Source organism: Epibacterium ulvae (genome assembly GCF_018678075.1).
Classification (GTDB): Bacteria; Pseudomonadota; Alphaproteobacteria; order Rhodobacterales; family Rhodobacteraceae; genus Epibacterium; species Epibacterium ulvae_A.
On record NZ_JAHHIR010000095.1, the window covers coordinates 1 to 16,154 of the forward strand.

Annotated in this window: 15 protein-coding genes; 8 read left to right on the plus strand and 7 right to left on the minus strand. The window is 57.9% G+C overall.

Translation table 11 applies throughout. From position 1 onward, the window contains the following. Positions 1-181: hypothetical protein (locus KMP13_RS18505; RefSeq protein WP_215267454.1), on the plus strand; the 181-nt coding region annotated here is incomplete at its 5' end. A 173-nt stretch (positions 182-354) separates the two neighbouring features. On the opposite strand, the gene KMP13_RS18510 is transcribed toward KMP13_RS18505, so the two are convergent. Further along, a complete protein-coding gene (locus KMP13_RS18510) occupies positions 355-921 on the minus strand; it encodes a cbb3-type cytochrome c oxidase subunit I (RefSeq protein WP_215267455.1) in 567 nt (188 codons plus the stop codon). A 289-nt stretch (positions 922-1,210) separates the two neighbouring features. On the opposite strand from KMP13_RS18510, the gene KMP13_RS18515 reads away from it, so the two are divergent. Next, complete coding sequence (locus KMP13_RS18515; protein WP_215267456.1) at positions 1,211-1,882, plus strand: helix-turn-helix transcriptional regulator; 672 nt, start codon at positions 1,211-1,213, stop codon at positions 1,880-1,882. 81 nt (positions 1,883-1,963) lie between these two features. Here the strand turns inward: KMP13_RS18515 and KMP13_RS18520 are convergent, their stop codons facing one another. The 3 genes from KMP13_RS18520 to KMP13_RS18530 form a co-directional block, all read right to left on the minus strand. Further along, the gene (locus tag KMP13_RS18520; protein ID WP_215267457.1) at positions 1,964-3,067 is read right to left on the minus strand and encodes an ABC transporter ATP-binding protein; all 1,104 of its coding nucleotides are present in this window, start codon (positions 3,065-3,067) and stop codon (positions 1,964-1,966) included. Between the two features lie 168 nt (positions 3,068-3,235). Next, positions 3,236-4,354, minus strand: coding sequence for a hypothetical protein (locus KMP13_RS18525; RefSeq protein WP_215267458.1), 1,119 nt, complete (start codon positions 4,352-4,354; stop codon positions 3,236-3,238). Positions 4,355-4,357: 3 nt separating this feature from the next. Continuing rightward, the gene (locus KMP13_RS18530; protein ID WP_215267459.1) at positions 4,358-5,137 is read right to left on the minus strand and encodes an SDR family oxidoreductase; all 780 of its coding nucleotides are present in this window, start codon (positions 5,135-5,137) and stop codon (positions 4,358-4,360) included. 156 nt (positions 5,138-5,293) lie between these two features. Between KMP13_RS18530 and KMP13_RS18535 the strand changes: the two genes are divergently transcribed. The 6 genes from KMP13_RS18535 (at position 5,294) to KMP13_RS18560 (ending at position 12,313) form a co-directional block, all read left to right on the plus strand. Then, entirely contained in the window at positions 5,294-6,346 is a 1,053-nt protein-coding gene (locus KMP13_RS18535; protein ID WP_251363949.1) for a Hint domain-containing protein, read from the plus strand. Positions 6,347-6,484: 138 nt separating this feature from the next. After that, positions 6,485-7,540 carry an extracellular catalytic domain type 2 short-chain-length polyhydroxyalkanoate depolymerase gene (locus tag KMP13_RS18540; RefSeq protein ID WP_215267460.1) on the plus strand — a complete coding sequence of 352 codons (1,056 nt, stop codon included), beginning with the start codon at positions 6,485-6,487 and terminating at the stop codon, positions 7,538-7,540. A gap of 20 nt (positions 7,541-7,560) precedes the next feature. Further along, complete coding sequence (locus tag KMP13_RS18545) at positions 7,561-7,965, plus strand: hypothetical protein (RefSeq protein ID WP_215267461.1); 405 nt, start codon at positions 7,561-7,563, stop codon at positions 7,963-7,965. A gap of 102 nt (positions 7,966-8,067) precedes the next feature. Next, positions 8,068-9,675 (plus strand): peptide chain release factor 3, encoded by a 1,608-nt coding sequence (locus tag KMP13_RS18550; RefSeq protein WP_215267462.1) that lies wholly within the window; start codon positions 8,068-8,070, stop codon positions 9,673-9,675. A gap of 114 nt (positions 9,676-9,789) precedes the next feature. Beyond that, a complete protein-coding gene (locus tag KMP13_RS18555; protein ID WP_215267463.1) occupies positions 9,790-10,740 on the plus strand; it encodes a glycosyltransferase family 2 protein in 951 nt (316 codons plus the stop codon). 175 nt (positions 10,741-10,915) lie between these two features. Continuing rightward, positions 10,916-12,313: a DEAD/DEAH box helicase gene (locus tag KMP13_RS18560; RefSeq protein WP_215267464.1), complete on the plus strand. Its 1,398-nt coding sequence runs from the start codon at positions 10,916-10,918 to the stop codon at positions 12,311-12,313. A gap of 630 nt (positions 12,314-12,943) precedes the next feature. On the opposite strand, the gene KMP13_RS18565 is transcribed toward KMP13_RS18560, so the two are convergent. The 3 genes from KMP13_RS18565 to KMP13_RS18575 are packed head-to-tail and all read right to left on the minus strand — an operon-like array spanning position 12,944 to position 16,151. After that, positions 12,944-14,611 carry a ribonuclease J gene (locus KMP13_RS18565; protein ID WP_215267465.1) on the minus strand — a complete coding sequence of 556 codons (1,668 nt, stop codon included), beginning with the start codon at positions 14,609-14,611 and terminating at the stop codon, positions 12,944-12,946. Then, positions 14,608-15,390: a type III pantothenate kinase gene (locus tag KMP13_RS18570; protein ID WP_215267466.1), complete on the minus strand. Its 783-nt coding sequence runs from the start codon at positions 15,388-15,390 to the stop codon at positions 14,608-14,610. The genes KMP13_RS18565 and KMP13_RS18570 overlap by 4 nt, the downstream gene beginning before the upstream one ends. A gap of 14 nt (positions 15,391-15,404) precedes the next feature. Then, positions 15,405-16,151: a biotin--[acetyl-CoA-carboxylase] ligase gene (locus KMP13_RS18575; protein WP_215267467.1), complete on the minus strand. Its 747-nt coding sequence runs from the start codon at positions 16,149-16,151 to the stop codon at positions 15,405-15,407. Between the last annotated feature and the right edge of the window lie 3 nt (positions 16,152-16,154).

The window sequence follows — 16,154 nt, forward strand, 5'->3', positions numbered from 1 at the left end:
CCGCTGTCCAAACGGCATCGCGTTTTGGGCTGGTATCGGCTTGGGTGAAGGAAAATTGATGGCGTCCAACGCGCCCAAACTGATGCTAAGCCACTCCGGAAAAGACGATCAAGGGCACCAATCCATGAGAAATGAAGCCGAACAATCTCATCTCGCACTATCCTCGGCTGAATCTGACTAGCGCTTTCCCCAAAGCGCGCGCCCAGACCCCACGGCTTCCTCCTAGTCATGTTTCCCAACGCGGGCCACCGTCGCATCAAGCCGAAATGGAGCGCTCAGGCCCGCATCGAAAAACCTTAAACGTTGTTGCCTTTCGCTGCGGATGCTCCAAGGGCTGCTTTCGTCAGGCGAGTTCTATCTTGCCAGCCATCTTGCGATGATTGACCACAGCAGCAGGCCCAGAAGGCCCAGAAGGCCAAGCAAAGCCGTTTGTGATAGAAATCCAGACCACGAGCTGATCAGAATGTAGGTTTCCATAAGCTCAGGGTAGTCGATGTATCTGCGCGGCTTTGGCAGAATGAAAGCAAGCACTCCTTGAAATGAGGTGCTGCCGATCAGCGCGATATGCAGAATCCAAAATAAAAATTTGGTCAGGGCGGGGTTTCGCATCGCCCCAAATCGCGTTTGCACCCATGTTATTACGCCGAAGACCGCCATTGCGATGGCAATGTTCCACAGGAAGTGGCCATGGCTCACAACGTAGTAGGTGTCATGATATGCAGGTTCCGCTTCTCGGACTTGGCTTAGAGCAATTTGGATTTGCGCGAAACTGACAGCGCCGAAAACTGCGTAGACAACTGCAACTGCAAAGAAAAGTGCGGCGGGCTTCCAGCCGCGGAGATGAGCCAGAAGCGGAGCAAGGATCAAACCAAAAAGAAGCGTAACTGAATAGATCAAAATCAATTCCTCGGGAATTTTCATTCCATGTGCCACTGAAGCGGACGTTTATCAATGTCGCAGCATCAGGAACTCTGGGCTCAAAGCCCGAATTCGCCGCGTTCAGTTCGAACGGCTGCTGTTTGTCGCCAAGTTTTATGCGGACCTGCCGCGCCGATCTAACTACAACAAAACAAGTTCTGCATATCGGCGCGGCATAATCCGAACCTCGGCATTATGGCTATTTTGCCGACATCGGCATAATAGCCACTGAACGATGGAGGCCAGCTGATACCCTTGACGGGCGGCAGGTCCATGCGCCAAGGGTAGCCCCATGCGCCGCACCGACCGACTGTTTGAAATCATCCAAATCCTGCGCGCCGGTGGGCTGCATCGCGCGCAGGACATTGCCGATCGGCTGGAAGTTTCGGTGCGCACGGTCTACCGCGATATGGACACGCTCGTGGCCTCGGGCGTGCCGGTTGAGGGCGCGCGCGGCGTGGGCTATCTGGTGCGCGAACAGATCACCCTGCCACCACTGAACCTGACAGCAGCAGAACTGGAAGCGCTGAACCTCGGCATGGCGATTGTGGCCGAGGCCGCCGATCCAGACTTGAAAAACGCAGCCCTGTCACTGGCGGAAAAAATCGATGCGGTGCTGCCCACCCAAACAGTGGCCGAGGCGGACGCCTGGAAATTCGCCGTCTACCCGTTCGCCGATGCGGCGCGGGGATTTTCCCATATGGCGACCCTGCGCGCAGCCATCAAAGCGCGCCAGAAACTCTCGCTGCAGTATTGCCGCATTGATGGCACGCTGACCGAACGGGTTATCCGCCCGCTGCATATGGAATATTGGGGCCGAGTCTGGACGCTAACCGCCTGGTGTGAGACGCGCGCGGCCTTCCGGGTCTTCCGGGTGGATCTGATCGAAGAGGCAACCGCCCTGCCCGAACTGTTTGTGGATGAGCCGGGAAAAACCCTGGCCGAATATGACCCCGAACACTGAGCCACACGAATTTCATCTTTTTTAAAAATACTTCCGCCGGAGGCAGCCGGGCCATGCCCGGCTTCACTTGGCTCTCCCCGATCACTTGGGGAAGATAAAACACCGCCGCCGTGGCACCGTGAGCCACATGGCCCGCCCGGTTTCGGGCAAAAACACATTGGGCACTGTCGCCTTGAGGATGGAGCCGTCAAAATCCATTTTGAACTCCACCAGGCTTTCGTGCCCCAAAAACCGCGCGCGCGCAACCGTGCCACGGGCGGCGACACCATCAGTGGCGGTGGGCAACGGACCAGTGCCGTTGCGGTCAAAATCGATCCGGACATGTTGGGGGCGAAACACCAGCTCGACCTCGGTCCCATCGGGATGACCCGGTGCCAGGAACTGGCCAAACGGCGTGTCCACCAGAGCACCATTCACTGTGCCATCCAATGCGTTGAGATCGCTAAAGAATCCCACAGCCGCCTTATCCGCTGGTCGGGTGTAGACATTGTAGGGCGCGCCCTGTTGGACAATCTTTCCGCCGCGCATCAACGCGATTTCATCGGCCATGCGCATGGCTTCTTCGGGTTCATGGGTGACCAGCAGAACGGCGGTATCCTCTTCTTTCAACAGGCTCAGCGTCTCATCCCGGATGCCATCACGCAGCCGGTTGTCTAGGCCTGAAAACGGTTCATCCATCAACATGATACGCGGACGCGGTGCCAGCGCGCGGGCCAAGGCCACCCGTTGCTGTTCGCCACCCGACAGCTGATGGGGGAATTCGTCGATATATTGGCTGAGGGAGACTTTGGCCAACAGCTCCTCAACCCGGGCGCGTTTCTGATCTTTTGGCCCTTTCAGACCAAAGGCCACATTGTCCGCGACGCACAGATGAGGAAACAGGGCAAAGTCCTGGAACATCAACCCGATTTCGCGCCGCTCCGGGGGAACGCGAAACACCGTGTCGCAAATCAGGTTGCCATCCACATAGATCTCACCCGCGTCCTGCATCTCCACGCCGGCAATGATACGCAGGGTGGTGGATTTGCCGCAGCCGGATGGGCCCAGCAGACAGGTGACCTTGCCGGCTTGGATGGTCAGCGACACGCTATCCACAACGGGACGGCCGTCAAAGAAGCGGCGGATGTTGCGGATCTCAAGCCGTGGCGCGGGTGCGGTTTGCAGGGGCTGGGCAGAGGTGTTCATAGATGCATTGGCCTTTTGCATGTGTCGGGACTGTCACCGGGCACCTGCCGCAGATACCAATCCCGACTAAAACACGCAAGATCGCCCGACAGTGTGGCCTGCGTCACTTTTTTGGAAACAGCGCTCCATTGGGCCGAAACCCCGCAATCAGCCCCACAACCGCAGGCCTTACGCGTACAAATCAAACGCCGCCGTGGCGCGCACCACGCCGTTCACCATCACCTCGATCCGATGTGGTCCGGGATAAAGGGTAAAGGTGGAGGCATTGCCTTTGAGCGGGTGTTTTTTGGCGAGCGTCAATGTGCCATTTTTGAGCTTGGCCTGCTTCAGCTTGAACACCTTGCGCCGCTCGGCCCCGTTGGGTTTGGGAAAGTAGAGGCAGTAGTCCGCCAGCACTGGCAGGTCCTCGGCCGCGCTCAGCGTGCATTCGATTTGCAAGGCACTGCCGATTTGCAAGGTCTCTGCGCCAAGTTTCAAATCGACCTGCACATCGGCATCCGGGTGGTAGCCGAGCAGTTTCATCGCGCCTGGATGACCCTCTTTGACTAACCCGCGCAGGGCGTGGTTGGTCATCCAACGCAGCTCTTTTTCTGCCTGCGTGCCTTGATCGGCCCAGACTTGCAGACGGTCCAGAACCAGATCGGGCTGTTTCTTGGAGATATCGTTCAGGTGATTGGCCACCGAGCGGGTGACATAGCGGGTGGGATCCCGGTGCAGGATGTCGAGGATTGGCATCGGGTCGCCAAGCTCCAGCCCTACGGCCTCCCCCCAGGGAAGACGCGGTCGCGTGCCCTCGCTGGCCAGGCGACGCACGTGGTAATTGTCGTGGCGCGCCCAATCGGTCATCCGCGCCAGTGTCGTGTCGCGCCAGTGGTTCAAAAAGGGACGGATGGCCCACTCCATGGAGAACCGCTGGGTGATGTCCGCGATCAGATCAAGCGACAGATCAGGATGCGCTGCAAGCCCTTTGGCAACCACAAATTCCCCAAGCGGGGCAAAGATGAAATCGCCGAAATCATCATCACTGCGGGTCGGGTCCAGCGGCAGTGGCAGGGCCGCGCGCAACATCGGTGCGACCTCTGGCAGATCGGCGGGCAGATGCTGGCACAGAACATCCGCAATCCATTGGATGCGCTCTTTAAGCTCCAGCTCCAGCAAACGTTCCATGACGTCGCCCTCAAATCGGGTCGCGTCAAAGTCTGTGGAGGCGGAGGAAAAAAGCCCGGCGAGATACCGGACTTTTTCCTGATTAAACAGCTGATCTTTTAACGAAAAACCAGATGCCATGGTCTACAGCGTGGCGTTGGTGGAGCCGCCATCCAGCAGGATGTTCTGACCGACCATAAAGCCCGCGTGCTGGGAGCACATAAACGCGCAGGTCGCACCAAATTCCTGACGGGTGCCATAGCGGCGCGCCGGAATGGTGGCAGAGCGTTTGGCGTGGGCTTCATCCACCGTGATGCCTTCGCGATCCGCCACCGCCTGATCCAGCGAGGACGCGCGATCGGTTGCGTGAATACCGGGGAGCAAGTTGTTGATGTTCACCCCAAATTCCGCCACTTGCCGCGCGGTGCCACCAACATAACCGGTCAGACCAGCGCGGGCCGCATTCGACAGACCCAACTGCGGGATCGGCGCCTTGACCGATTGCGAGGTGATGTTGACCACCCGGCCCCAGCCGCGATCCATCATGCCCGGCAACAGCGCCTTCATCAGCGCGATTGGGGTCAGCATATTGGCGTCCAGCGCCTTGATGAAATCATCACGGTCCCAATCGCTCCACAGACCCGGAGGGGGACCGCCTGCGTTATTGACCAGAATGTCCAACTGACTGGCAGCTTCCAGCACTTTGGCGCGACCGTCCTCAGAGGTGATATCTGCTGCAATTGCAGTCACTTCCACGCCATATGTGTCGCGGATCGCTTGGGCAGAAGCGTCCAGAGCCTCGCTGCCGCGTGCGTTCATCACCAGGTTCACACCGGCTTCGGCAAGCGCCTCGGCGCAGCCCAGACCCAACCCTTTACTACTGGCGCAGACCAGCGCCGTTTTACCAGAAATCCCGAGATCCATGATCTTTCCCTTCTGAACATGTTCTTTGCGCGTGGACATTTGCACAGGCACATCCGAGTGACCAGCCCCGCCGCGCCACGAAATGTTCAGAGCCCGGACCGCAAATGGCCACAATCCTAAATTAATGACTTACTCACTGTCTTGTTTGAGAATTCAATGCGCCTTATCTCCATTCCTTCGCTTTCCCGGGTGACCAACCGCTCCATGTCCGAAACTTCAGCATCCATTCTGGCCATTCCTGCCTATCGCGCGGCGCAATTCCGTGTCGATGCCGGTGCCAATATGGGCGACAATCTGGGCGTGTTTGACGATCTGGTTCTGGATGATGTCTATGAGCTGCGCAATGCAAACGCGCCGCGCCGGTTGAGCGTTGCGGCCTTTCGCGATGGACGGCTGGCGGTGGCGCAGGACACGCAGATGGGCGCGGTAGATGCGGATCTGCATCTGGACTGCAGCCTGACCCTGATGCCGGCGCGTGGCGCAAATGTTGAAGCTTTGGTGGCGGTGGAAGTCGACGCTGAGGGCATGATTGCCGAGATTTACCTGCTGCCGCTGGCACCGCTGAAGGCTGATCAGGGCTATACGCTGGTCAAGGCCGAGCGCGCCGAGACTCGGCGCAAACTGGCGCAGATCGCCTGTGTGTCCTTTAGCCGGGGCACCCATATAACACTGGCCTCCGGGGCCCAACGCCAGATTGAGGATCTGATGGTGGGCGACCGGGTGCTAACGCGCGATGACGGGCCGCAAGCTATCCGCTGGATCGGGCAGACAACATCACGTGCGGTCGGGGCTTTGGCACCGATCCTGATCCGCAAAGGCGCGCTGAACAATGCCGAGGATCTGGTAGTCAGCCCGGATCACAAATTGATGGTCTATCAACGCACCGACGCCATCGGCACCGGCGTGCCGGAGGTTCTGGTGCGCGCCCGTGATCTGGTCAACGGCAGCTCGGTAGTGGTGCAGGACGGCGGCTATATCGACTATTTCCAGATCCTGTTTGACCGCCATCACATCATCTATGCCGAAGGGATCGCTGCCGAGACCCTGTTTCTTGACCCCTTTACCGAACCGGCCCTGCCGGCCGATCTGTTGTCGCAGATGCGCAAGCCGGATGACGCGCGCCAATCGCTGCCCTTTGTGGAAACCGTCAAGGGGCAATTGCCCAAGGGCGACGCGGCTGCAATCCTCAAGGAAGCATCCCGCCGGTAAATCCGGCACCTGCCGCAGTGCAGCGCGTTTTTACGCAGCTTTACCTGTCACGCGATTTACTCACTTGGGTGGCAAACCTATCGTCGATCTATGATTTCAGCTGCGCCGCGTGGCGCCATTTCTAGTTCGGGGATAACGATGTATTTGGAAACCTCTGCTCTTCCCAAGTTCAAGACTCAAGGCCAGCACTCGATTTCGGGCCTGTCGTCAGGCGCCTTTATGACGGTGCAGATGCATGTGGCCCATTCGGCGGATTTCATGGGGGCGGGTGTGATTGCGGGCGGCCCCTATCGCTGTGTCGAATCCTACCTGGGCAGCGTCCAGAAACCTGCGGACGCCTATGTGTTGAACGCGCTTTACATCGCGATGAACCCGCTGACCAAGGACACAGCCCCCAATGGTAAAGATCTGGCAGAGCTGGCGCGTTGCACCGGTGGCATCGACGACATCGCCAATCTGAAGGACGACAAGGTCTATGTGTTCACCGGCTCCAAGGACAAGGTCGTGCGCTCTGTCTCGGTCGCGGCGACGCGGGATTTTTATCTTAACCTTGGTGTCGCGGAAAAGAACATGATGTTTGAGGATGCCGTGCCTGCCGGTCATTCGATCATCACTTTGAACGAGACCGACTCGCCGCTCGGGGCTAATAAACCGCCTTATATTAACAAGGGCGACTTTGTTCAGTCGCATCAGATCCTCAAACACATCTATGGGAGTCTGAAACCCGCAGCCCATGCCACCACCGGGCGCTATGTGCGGTTTGAGCAAAAGCCGTTTGTGGGGGATGAGGACGCCAGGGCCAGCATGTCGCAATATGGCTATGCCTATATCCCATCCGAGGTCGACAAAGGCACCGCCGAGGCCAAGGGCGTCCATATCGTGATGCATGGCTGCAAACAGGGCTATTCCTATGTGAATTATGTCAACGGGCGCGCGGACAAGGAAAACCAGCCGCCCTTTGGCATGCGCTACGTGACCTCAACCGGTTATGTTGAGATGGCCGAAGCCAATAACATCATCATGCTGTTTCCCCAAGCAGTGGGGGCGGACACAAATGCAGCCCAAAACCCAGAAGGATGCTGGGATTGGTGGGGCTATAGCGATACCGAGTCCGACCAGCCGGATTATTACTCCAAAAACGCCATCCAAATTCGTGCCATCCATGGGATGTTGTCCCAGCTTGCCGACCTCTAACGCCCAAAAGGATCAAACAGATGTTCGAAGATCACCTTGTAAAGCCTTGCGAAGTGCAGGCCAGAAACGGCATGCGCGCCATGGGCACGTTGAAAGACACCGCGCAATTGGCGGCCAAGATGGACCGCCCCGGCACCTTGTTCGAAGCGATGGCGCTGTTTTATTCGGCCAGCCAACGCGGTCTGGATCTACAGAAACAATGGCGCGAGGATTGGCAGGCTTGGGCGGAATATGCCAGCAAATTGCCGGGCGCGGATACCACATCGAAACTGGTGGCGCGTCAGAGCAATATCATGTTGCAGGCGCAGGCCCAAATCAGCGAGCAGACCACCGAAGCGCTTGAACTGATGGACAATATCTTTGTGGGGTATTCATTCTGGGTCAGCCAGCAGCTGCAATCGGACAAGGACGACGACACAAGCTAAACGTCGGGTGCCAGATCCATTGCGCGCAAAAAGGATCAAGCCTCCCAGACATTGGGGGGCTTTTTCTTGCTCCGCCCCTGAAAACTCCATATATCCCCGCTCATGTTGGACACCGCTACAAATCGCCCCGAATTGCCGCCAGAAATTGCCCGTCGACGGACCTTTGCGATCATCTCGCACCCGGATGCTGGCAAGACCACTCTGACTGAAAAGTTCCTCCTTTATGGTGGTGCGATCCAGATGGCGGGTCAGGTGCGTGCCAAGGGCGAAGCGCGCCGCACTCGGTCTGACTTTATGCAGATGGAAAAAGACCGTGGCATCTCTGTCTCGGCCTCGGCGATGTCCTTTGATTTTGACAACTTCCGTTTCAACCTAGTGGACACGCCCGGTCACTCGGACTTTTCCGAGGACACTTATCGCACGCTGACAGCGGTGGATGCGGCGGTGATGGTGATCGACGGGGCGAAAGGGGTGGAAAGCCAGACGCAGAAACTGTTTGAGGTCTGCCGCCTGCGCGATCTGCCGATCCTGACGTTTTGTAACAAGATGGACCGCGAAAGCCGTGACACGTTTGAGATCATCGATGAGATCCAAGAAAACCTGGCGATTGATGTGACGCCGGCTTCGTGGCCGATTGGTGTGGGGCGCGAATTTGTCGGCTGTTACGACATGTTGCGCGACCGGTTGGAATTGATGGACCGCGCGGATCGCAACAAAGTGGCCGAAAGCATCCAGATCGACGGGTTGGATGATCCCAAACTGGCGGAGCATGTGCCCGCGCACCTTCTGGAAAAGCTCCTGGAAGAGGTCGAGATGGCCAAGGAGCTGTTGCCGAAACTGGACCCGCAAGCTGTGCTGGAAGGGCATATGACCCCGATCTGGTTTGGCTCCGCGATCAATTCCTTTGGCGTCAAAGAGCTTATGAACGGTATCAGCACCTATGGCCCCGAGCCGCAGGTGCAATCGGCCCTGCCCCGTTCTATCGCTCCGGAAGAGAAAAAAGTCGCAGGCTTTGTGTTCAAGGTGCAGGCCAATATGGACCCGAAACACCGGGACCGCGTGGCCTTTGTGCGGATGGCGTCAGGCCATTTCAAACGGGGTATGAAGCTGACCCATGTGCGCACCAAAAAACCGATGGCAGTGTCCAACCCGGTGCTGTTCTTGGCCTCGGACCGTGAATTGGCCGAAGAGGCCTGGGCCGGCGATATCATCGGTATTCCGAACCACGGCCAGCTGCGCATTGGCGACACGCTGACCGAAGGTGAGGCGCTGCGGGTTGCCGGCATCCCCTCCTTTGCGCCGGAATTGCTGCAAGGGGTACGCGCGGGCGATCCCATGAAGGCCAAGCATCTGGAAAAAGCCCTGATGCAATTTGCCGAAGAAGGTGCCGCCAAAGTGTTCAAACCGGCGATCGGCTCTGGCTTTATTGTCGGGGTTGTCGGCGCGCTGCAATTCGAAGTGCTCGCCAGCCGGATCGAGATGGAATATGGGCTGCCGGTGCGGTTTGAACAGTCCCAGTTCACCTCGGCCCGATGGGTGTCGGGTGACAAGGCGGATGTAGAGAAATTCGCCGACCGCAACAAGCAGCACATGGCTTTTGACCACGATGGCGACCAAGTCTATCTGACCCGTCTGCAGTGGGACATTGACCGGGTGGAACGTGACCATCCGGAGCTAAAGCTCACCTCAACCAAAGAGATGATGGTTTGATCTGACACCAGAAGGAGCCCGCGGGCTCCTTTTTTCGTCTCTCGTCTAGGTCTTGTCATAGAGCGCAACAGGCGACATTCTCAACCCGTTGAGTTCGCCCAAGGATCGTGGTTTATGGCCCCTTCGAATACGCCCCGCTGGGGCACCGTTTCCACCATCAAGGCGCCCGCGCGGGATATCCTGGCCTTTGCCGCCCATCATCTAGACCTTGGCGCGCATCGGGTCTGTATCTATCTGGATGCCCCTTGCCCCGAAGCCTTTGCCCATCTGAAAGCTCATCCCAAGGTGCGGGTGATCGACTGTGACGCCGCCTATTGGAAGCGTCAGCCCAAAGGCCGGCCACAGACCCACCAGGTGCGCCAGACCTATAACGCCAACCGCGCCTACCAAAAGCAGGGCGATGATCTAACATGGCTGACCCATATCGACGCGGATGAGTTCCTATGGTCGACGCGCCCCATCCACGACGTGCTGCGCGACCTGCCGGATGAAGCTCTCTGTGCGCGGCTAAGCCCGATTGAGGCCCTGGCCGATTCTGAAACCCATTTTCGCGCAGCCGTCCCCAAGGGTGAAGATACAGACAGCCTGCTGAAAAAGCTCTACCCGAATTATGGCCTCTACTCGCACCGCGGACTGCTGAGCAATGCGGCCGGTAAATTGTTCGTCCGCACCGGTATGCCGCAGCTCCGCATTCGCATTCACAACGCCTATGTTGAGGATCTGAAAAACCCTTGTCAGGTGCCTTGCGAGGATATCGATTTGTGCCATTTCCACGGGAGCAATTGGGACGGTTGGTTACGCAATTTCAAATACCGCCATACTCATGGTGCCTATCGTAGTTCATTAAAACCGCCGCGCGGCGACAATAACAGCGCCCCCAATATGCATCAGACCCTGTCACAGGTGCTGGAAAATCATGGTGAAGCCGGTCTGCGCGCCTACTACGATGAATTCTGCGCAGATTCGCCCCAACGGCGCGCCGAACTCCAAGAACAAGGCATTCTACGTGTGCGGCATCTGAACATTTCCCGCAGCTTGCAGAAGCATTTCCCCCAGTTTGGCTAAATTGTTGCGCAAATATCCTAAATCTTTTCAAGATTTTGGTTTCAGGCCGCTAAGTTTGACGCTGAGCTTCGTATTTGCTATGCGCTGCGGCAGTACGAGAGGGGTAGCTGCTCACCCGCTCCCTTAACGCGATGGAACGGCGGGCCGAGTGAGTGTCCGCAACAAACGGACACATATGACCAAATTTAGCGATCTAAACCTGAACCCCAAGGTTCTGAAGGCTGTTGACGAAGCCGGATATGAAACTCCCACCCCGATCCAGGCCGGTGCAATCCCGTCCGCGCTCGAAGGGAAGGATGTTCTTGGCATCGCCCAGACTGGCACCGGTAAGACTGCGTCTTTTACCCTGCCGATGATCACGCTTCTGGCGCGTGGCCGTGCCCGCGCCCGTATGCCGCGCAGCCTGGTTCTGTGCCCCACGCGTGAGCTGGCGGCCCAGGTGGCGGAAAACTTCGACACCTACACCAAACACCTGAAACTGACCAAAGCCCTGCTGATCGGCGGCGTCTCCTTTAAGGAGCAAGAAGCCCTGATCGATCGCGGCGTTGACGTTCTGATTGCGACGCCCGGCCGTCTGCTGGACCATTTCGAACGCGGCAAGCTATTGTTGACCGGCGTGCAGATCATGGTTGTCGACGAAGCGGACCGGATGCTGGATATGGGTTTCATCCCCGATATCGAACGCATCTTCTCGCTGACGCCGTTCACCCGTCAGACGCTGTTCTTCTCGGCCACTATGGCGCCAGAGATTGAGCGCATCACCAATACATTCCTGTCCGCCCCCGCACGGGTGGAAATCGCCCGTCAGGCGACCACCTCTGAGAATATCGAGCAGTTCGCTGTGATGTTCAAAGCGTCTCGTCGTGACCGCGAAGGCAGTGAAAAGCGCAAAGTGCTGCGCGCACTTTTGGACCAGGAAGGCGACGGCTGCACCAATGCGATCGTATTCTGCAACCGCAAGACTGATGTGGACATCGTGGCCAAGAGCCTCAAGAAATATGGCTATGACGCCGCCCCGATCCACGGTGATCTGGACCAGTCCCAGCGAATGAAGACGCTTGAGGGTTTCCGCGAAGGATCCCTGCGTATTCTGGTCGCCTCTGATGTGGCGGCGCGCGGCTTGGATGTGCCCAGCGTAAGCCATGTGTTCAACTATGATGTTCCGGGCCACCCCGAAGATTACGTGCACCGGATTGGTCGTACCGGTCGCGCCGGCCGCAAGGGCAAAGCCTTTACCATCTGCTCTCCCAAGGACGAAAAAGCCTTGGACGCGGTTGAGAACCTGGTGAAAAGGCAGATCGCCCGTCACGAAAACCCGGTCAAACCTGCGCCCAAGACAACCAAGGCAAAAACCAAGCCCGAGACCGAAGAGAAGCCTCTGCGCGAGAGCAAACCGCGTGTCTCTTCCAAGTCCAGCGAGACCAGCAAACCCCGCGAGAGCAACAAGCCACGCGAGAGCAGCAAATCGAGCAAACGCTCAAGCGGACGTCGCGATGACCGTAACGTTGTGGGCATGGGCGACCACCTGCCCAGCTTTATCGCGCTCAGCTTTGCGGAACGCCGCGCCGGCTGATTCGCCACCTCCCTAGAAATTCTTAAAAGCCGCCCCTGCTTCGGGCGGCTTTTTGCTACGCTGTAGCAATGTGAATGTGATTTTTGAAAACGCCCAGTAATTGGGCGTAATTTCGGGGTGACTGACTACTTCACGATACATTCATGTCCGCAACGCATAGGTAGATGTCCATTTCACGCAAGACGGGCCTTCCATCTTTGTCGCAGCGAACGGTTTTGCACTGCGCTATACAGATGTCACAGCAACTCGCTACAATGAAGATGGAACAAGACCACGATCAACGAAAACATCGCACCTCTCTCTGCTGCTGAAATCCGCGCGATCGAACTGCGTACGAACCAAATACGCGCCGACGCGCTTGCAGCTTCCCTCAAAGGTCTGGCCCAAGCTGTTTCCAACGCATTCAGCTCGGTCTTTACACGTACCACACAAGCGCACTAAGGGACGATACGTCCTCATTCTCGCCAAAGCGGTTGCCACATGTGCAACCGCGGCGGGTGCCCGACAGGGCAGACGGCGCTCGGCCCAACGGGGATAGTTGCATCTTTGATGCGACGTAGCCCGGGCGGGAGCACCACCCGAACTCTCTCTTTTTCGGACATCAGCGCCTTTGCTGACATCACGTTTTCCTCAGCGCATACGGCTGACGATCACGGTGACTTCTGGCTTTTTGCCAATCTCGGACATTGCCGTCTGACGGGCCACCCGACGCAGGTTTTCCTCCAGTTTATCATCGTCCCGCAATGTCTTGGCGCCCGCCCGCATCAGGAATTGGTTCAGATCCTCTTCCATCAGTTCGATCAGCGCAGCTTTGCTTTCACCGACCTCTGGCAGACCACGGACATCACACCAGGGTTCGCCCAGCGGTTCGTCGTCTTCGTCCAGAATGACAGTGATCACCACCAGACCATTCAACGCAATGCGAATCCGGTCGCGAATGATGCCGTCCATGGCGCCGATTTTGATCGAGCCATCCAGATACTTGCGCCCGGTTTCAACATATTCGACCACATTGGGAGCATCACCACCAAGGTCCAGCATCATGCCATTGACCGCAATGACCGAGGCGATGCCCTTGGCCTCTGCAAGCTTGGCATGGCGGCGCAGGTGGCGGTGTTCGCCGTGCATCGGCACCACGATCTTGGGTTTGATCAGCGTGTGAAACTGCTCCAGGTCCGGACCATTGGCGTGGCCTGACACGTGATAGAGCCCCGAGCTGTCGTCCACCACCTCAACCCCGCGTTCAGAGAACTGGTTGATAATGCGACTGACTTCTTTTTCATTGCCGGGAATGGTTTTGGAGGAGAAGAGGAAGGTGTCGCCCTCTTTCATCTCGATGCCGCGATATTTGCCGCGTGCGAGCTGCGCGGTGGCGGCACGGCGTTCGCCCTGGCTGCCGGTAGTGATCAGCATCACATTGTCACGCGGCATATTCTGCGCGTCTTCTACCGACACCACAGGCGGGAAGTCAGTCAACACACCGGTCTCGGTCGAGGCTTCGACCATGCGCAACATCGCACGTCCCAACAGAACAACCGAGCGCCCTGCCCGTTGACCGGCCTCGGCCAGTGTACGCACCCTCGCCACGTTAGAAGCAAAGGTGGTGGCCGCCACCATGCCGCTGGCGCCTGCGATCATTTTGGTGATCTCGCCTGGCAGCTCGGATTCCGAACGGCCCGGTTTGGGGGAAAAGACATTAGTGGAATCACAGACCAGCGCCTGCACGCCGTCTTTTGCAATCTCAGCCCACATTACGGGGTCAAAGGGTTCGCCCACCAACGGATTGGGGTCCAGTTTAAAATCACCGGTGTGCACCACGCGGCCAGCGGGCGTGTCGATGACCAATGCGCCGCTTTCCGGGATGGAGTGCGACATCGGCGCGACCGAGACCTTGAAGGGCCCGTGTTCCTGCACCTCGGGCCAAGGAGAGACGGTTTCCACCACATCGCCCGACAGCCCCAGATCATCCAGCTTGCGCCGTGCCAGGTTCGCGGTAAACGCGCGGGCATAGATCGGCGTGTCAAGGTCAGCGTAGAGATGCCCCACCGCGCCAATGTGGTCCTCGTGGCCGTGGGTGATGTAGATCGCGTCCAGCTGATCCTTGCGTTCGATCAGCCAGCTGATGTCAGCCATGATCAGGTTGACACCGGGTGTGGTGTCCATATCCGGGAAGGTCACGCCAAGATCGACCAGGATCAACCGTTCGCGTCCCGGTTTCCCATAGCCGTATACATAGGCGTTCATGCCTATTTCGCCTGCCCCACCAAGAGGCAGGTAAATCAATCGTTCTGTGCTCATACCTGTGCGCCAATTTCCTTGTTATAATTATGGATGATCTGCAGGCCATGCATCGTGAGGTCTTCCTCAAAGGCATCAAACAGATCTGCGGATTGCTGGAATAACGGCGCCAGCCCGCCTGTAGAGATAACTTTCATGGCAACGCCACGTTCGGCTTTGATCCGGTCGCAAATCTCGCGCACCAGACCGACATAGCCCCAAAACACGCCGGATTGCATACAGGCAACCGTATTGGTGCCAACAACCCGCTGGGGCTTTGAAATATCAACATGCGGCAGAGCCGCGGCCGCTTGGTGCAGCGCTTCGAGGGAGAGGTTCACCCCCGGCGCAATCACACCGCCCACATAAGCGCCGTCCACATCCACCACATCAAAGGTCGTCGCAGTACCGAAATCCACGATAACCAGATCGCCACCGTGTTTGTCGAAACCGGCAACCGTATTGACCAGACGATCCGGCCCCACGGTGGTTCCGGTATCCACCCGCACATCCACCGGCAACAAACATTCCGGTTTTCCCACCACAAGCGGGCGCGTGTTGAAGTAGCGATCCGACAGAACCCGCAGGTTAAACACGACCCTTGGTACCGTGGACGAGATAATCACATCCGAAATCTGCGCGTCGATGTCGTGAAACTTCATCAGCGTGTTCAGCCAGACATAATATTGGTCCGCCGTACGCTGCCATTCGGTTGAGGTCCGCCACATGCCAAGAAACGCTGTGCCATCCCACAGGGAAAACACAGTGTTGGTGTTGCCGCAATCAACCGCCAGAAGCATCTGTCGTCCTCAGTTCAAAAAAAGATGTCGGCCGCCGCAATCGTCACGCGACCTTTGGCGGTGTTTAGTACCAGATTGCCCTCGCCGTCCACCGTCTCAAACGTGCCTTCTTGTTCTTCTTGGCCGGTACGGGCGGTTATGACCTCTCCCAGACGGGCGGCGCGTTGCAACCAGGCTTGGCGAATGGGTTCAAAGCCAAAGGTCTGGAACTGCTGTTCATAGCGGGCATAAGCTTCGGCCAGGACGTCCATGAACTGTTCGGGCGTCACCTGCACCCCGGTTTCCCCGTGCACCGATACCGGCCAGACCGCCTGTGGCTCCAGCCATTCCTTCATCGGGGTTTCCATCAGGTTGACCCCGATGCCGATAAACAGATGCTCCACCGAAGTCCCCGCCCCACTGCTTTCGAGCAGGATGCCAGCCAGTTTACCACCATTCAGCAAGACGTCGTTGGGCCATTTCAGCGACAGCTTTTCCGACCTCCCCGTCACAGCCTCAACCGCGTCATATAACGCGAGCGCGACCACAAAGCTGCGCAACGCCGATTTCGCCGGATTGCCCTCAGGCCGCATGACCAATGTAGCGGCAAAGTTTCCCTTGGGGTCCTTCCAGTCCCGTCCGCGTCGGCCGCGCCCTTTGGTCTGTTTCAAAGCCAGGATCCACTCTGGCCCGGTCAGATCGCGGGCAATACGCGCCGCCTCATCCAGGGTGCTGTCGACTTCTACAAGAACGCGTTTTCCGTAACCAACCGGCCAAGTCATGTG

Bases quoted from the DNA above. Each gene is read 5' to 3' on its own strand.
- KMP13_RS18510 (WP_215267455.1), bottom strand. From the start codon at position 921: ATGAAAATTCCCGAGGAATTGATTTTGATCTATTCAGTTACGCTTCTT.
- KMP13_RS18515 (WP_215267456.1), top strand. From the start codon at position 1,211: ATGCGCCGCACCGACCGACTGTTTGAAATCATCCAAATCCTGCGCGCC.
- KMP13_RS18520 (WP_215267457.1), bottom strand. From the start codon at position 3,067: ATGAACACCTCTGCCCAGCCCCTGCAAACCGCACCCGCGCCACGGCTT.
- KMP13_RS18525 (WP_215267458.1), bottom strand. From the start codon at position 4,354: ATGGCATCTGGTTTTTCGTTAAAAGATCAGCTGTTTAATCAGGAAAAA.
- KMP13_RS18530 (WP_215267459.1), bottom strand. From the start codon at position 5,137: ATGGATCTCGGGATTTCTGGTAAAACGGCGCTGGTCTGCGCCAGTAGT.
- KMP13_RS18535 (WP_251363949.1), top strand. From the start codon at position 5,294: ATGCGCCTTATCTCCATTCCTTCGCTTTCCCGGGTGACCAACCGCTCC.
- KMP13_RS18540 (WP_215267460.1), top strand. From the start codon at position 6,485: ATGTATTTGGAAACCTCTGCTCTTCCCAAGTTCAAGACTCAAGGCCAG.
- KMP13_RS18545 (WP_215267461.1), top strand. From the start codon at position 7,561: ATGTTCGAAGATCACCTTGTAAAGCCTTGCGAAGTGCAGGCCAGAAAC.
- KMP13_RS18550 (WP_215267462.1), top strand. From the start codon at position 8,068: ATGTTGGACACCGCTACAAATCGCCCCGAATTGCCGCCAGAAATTGCC.
- KMP13_RS18555 (WP_215267463.1), top strand. From the start codon at position 9,790: ATGGCCCCTTCGAATACGCCCCGCTGGGGCACCGTTTCCACCATCAAG.
- KMP13_RS18560 (WP_215267464.1), top strand. From the start codon at position 10,916: ATGACCAAATTTAGCGATCTAAACCTGAACCCCAAGGTTCTGAAGGCT.
- KMP13_RS18565 (WP_215267465.1), bottom strand. From the start codon at position 14,611: ATGAGCACAGAACGATTGATTTACCTGCCTCTTGGTGGGGCAGGCGAA.
- KMP13_RS18570 (WP_215267466.1), bottom strand. From the start codon at position 15,390: ATGCTTCTGGCGGTTGATTGCGGCAACACCAACACTGTGTTTTCCCTG.
- KMP13_RS18575 (WP_215267467.1), bottom strand. From the start codon at position 16,151: ATGACTTGGCCGGTTGGTTACGGAAAACGCGTTCTTGTAGAAGTCGAC.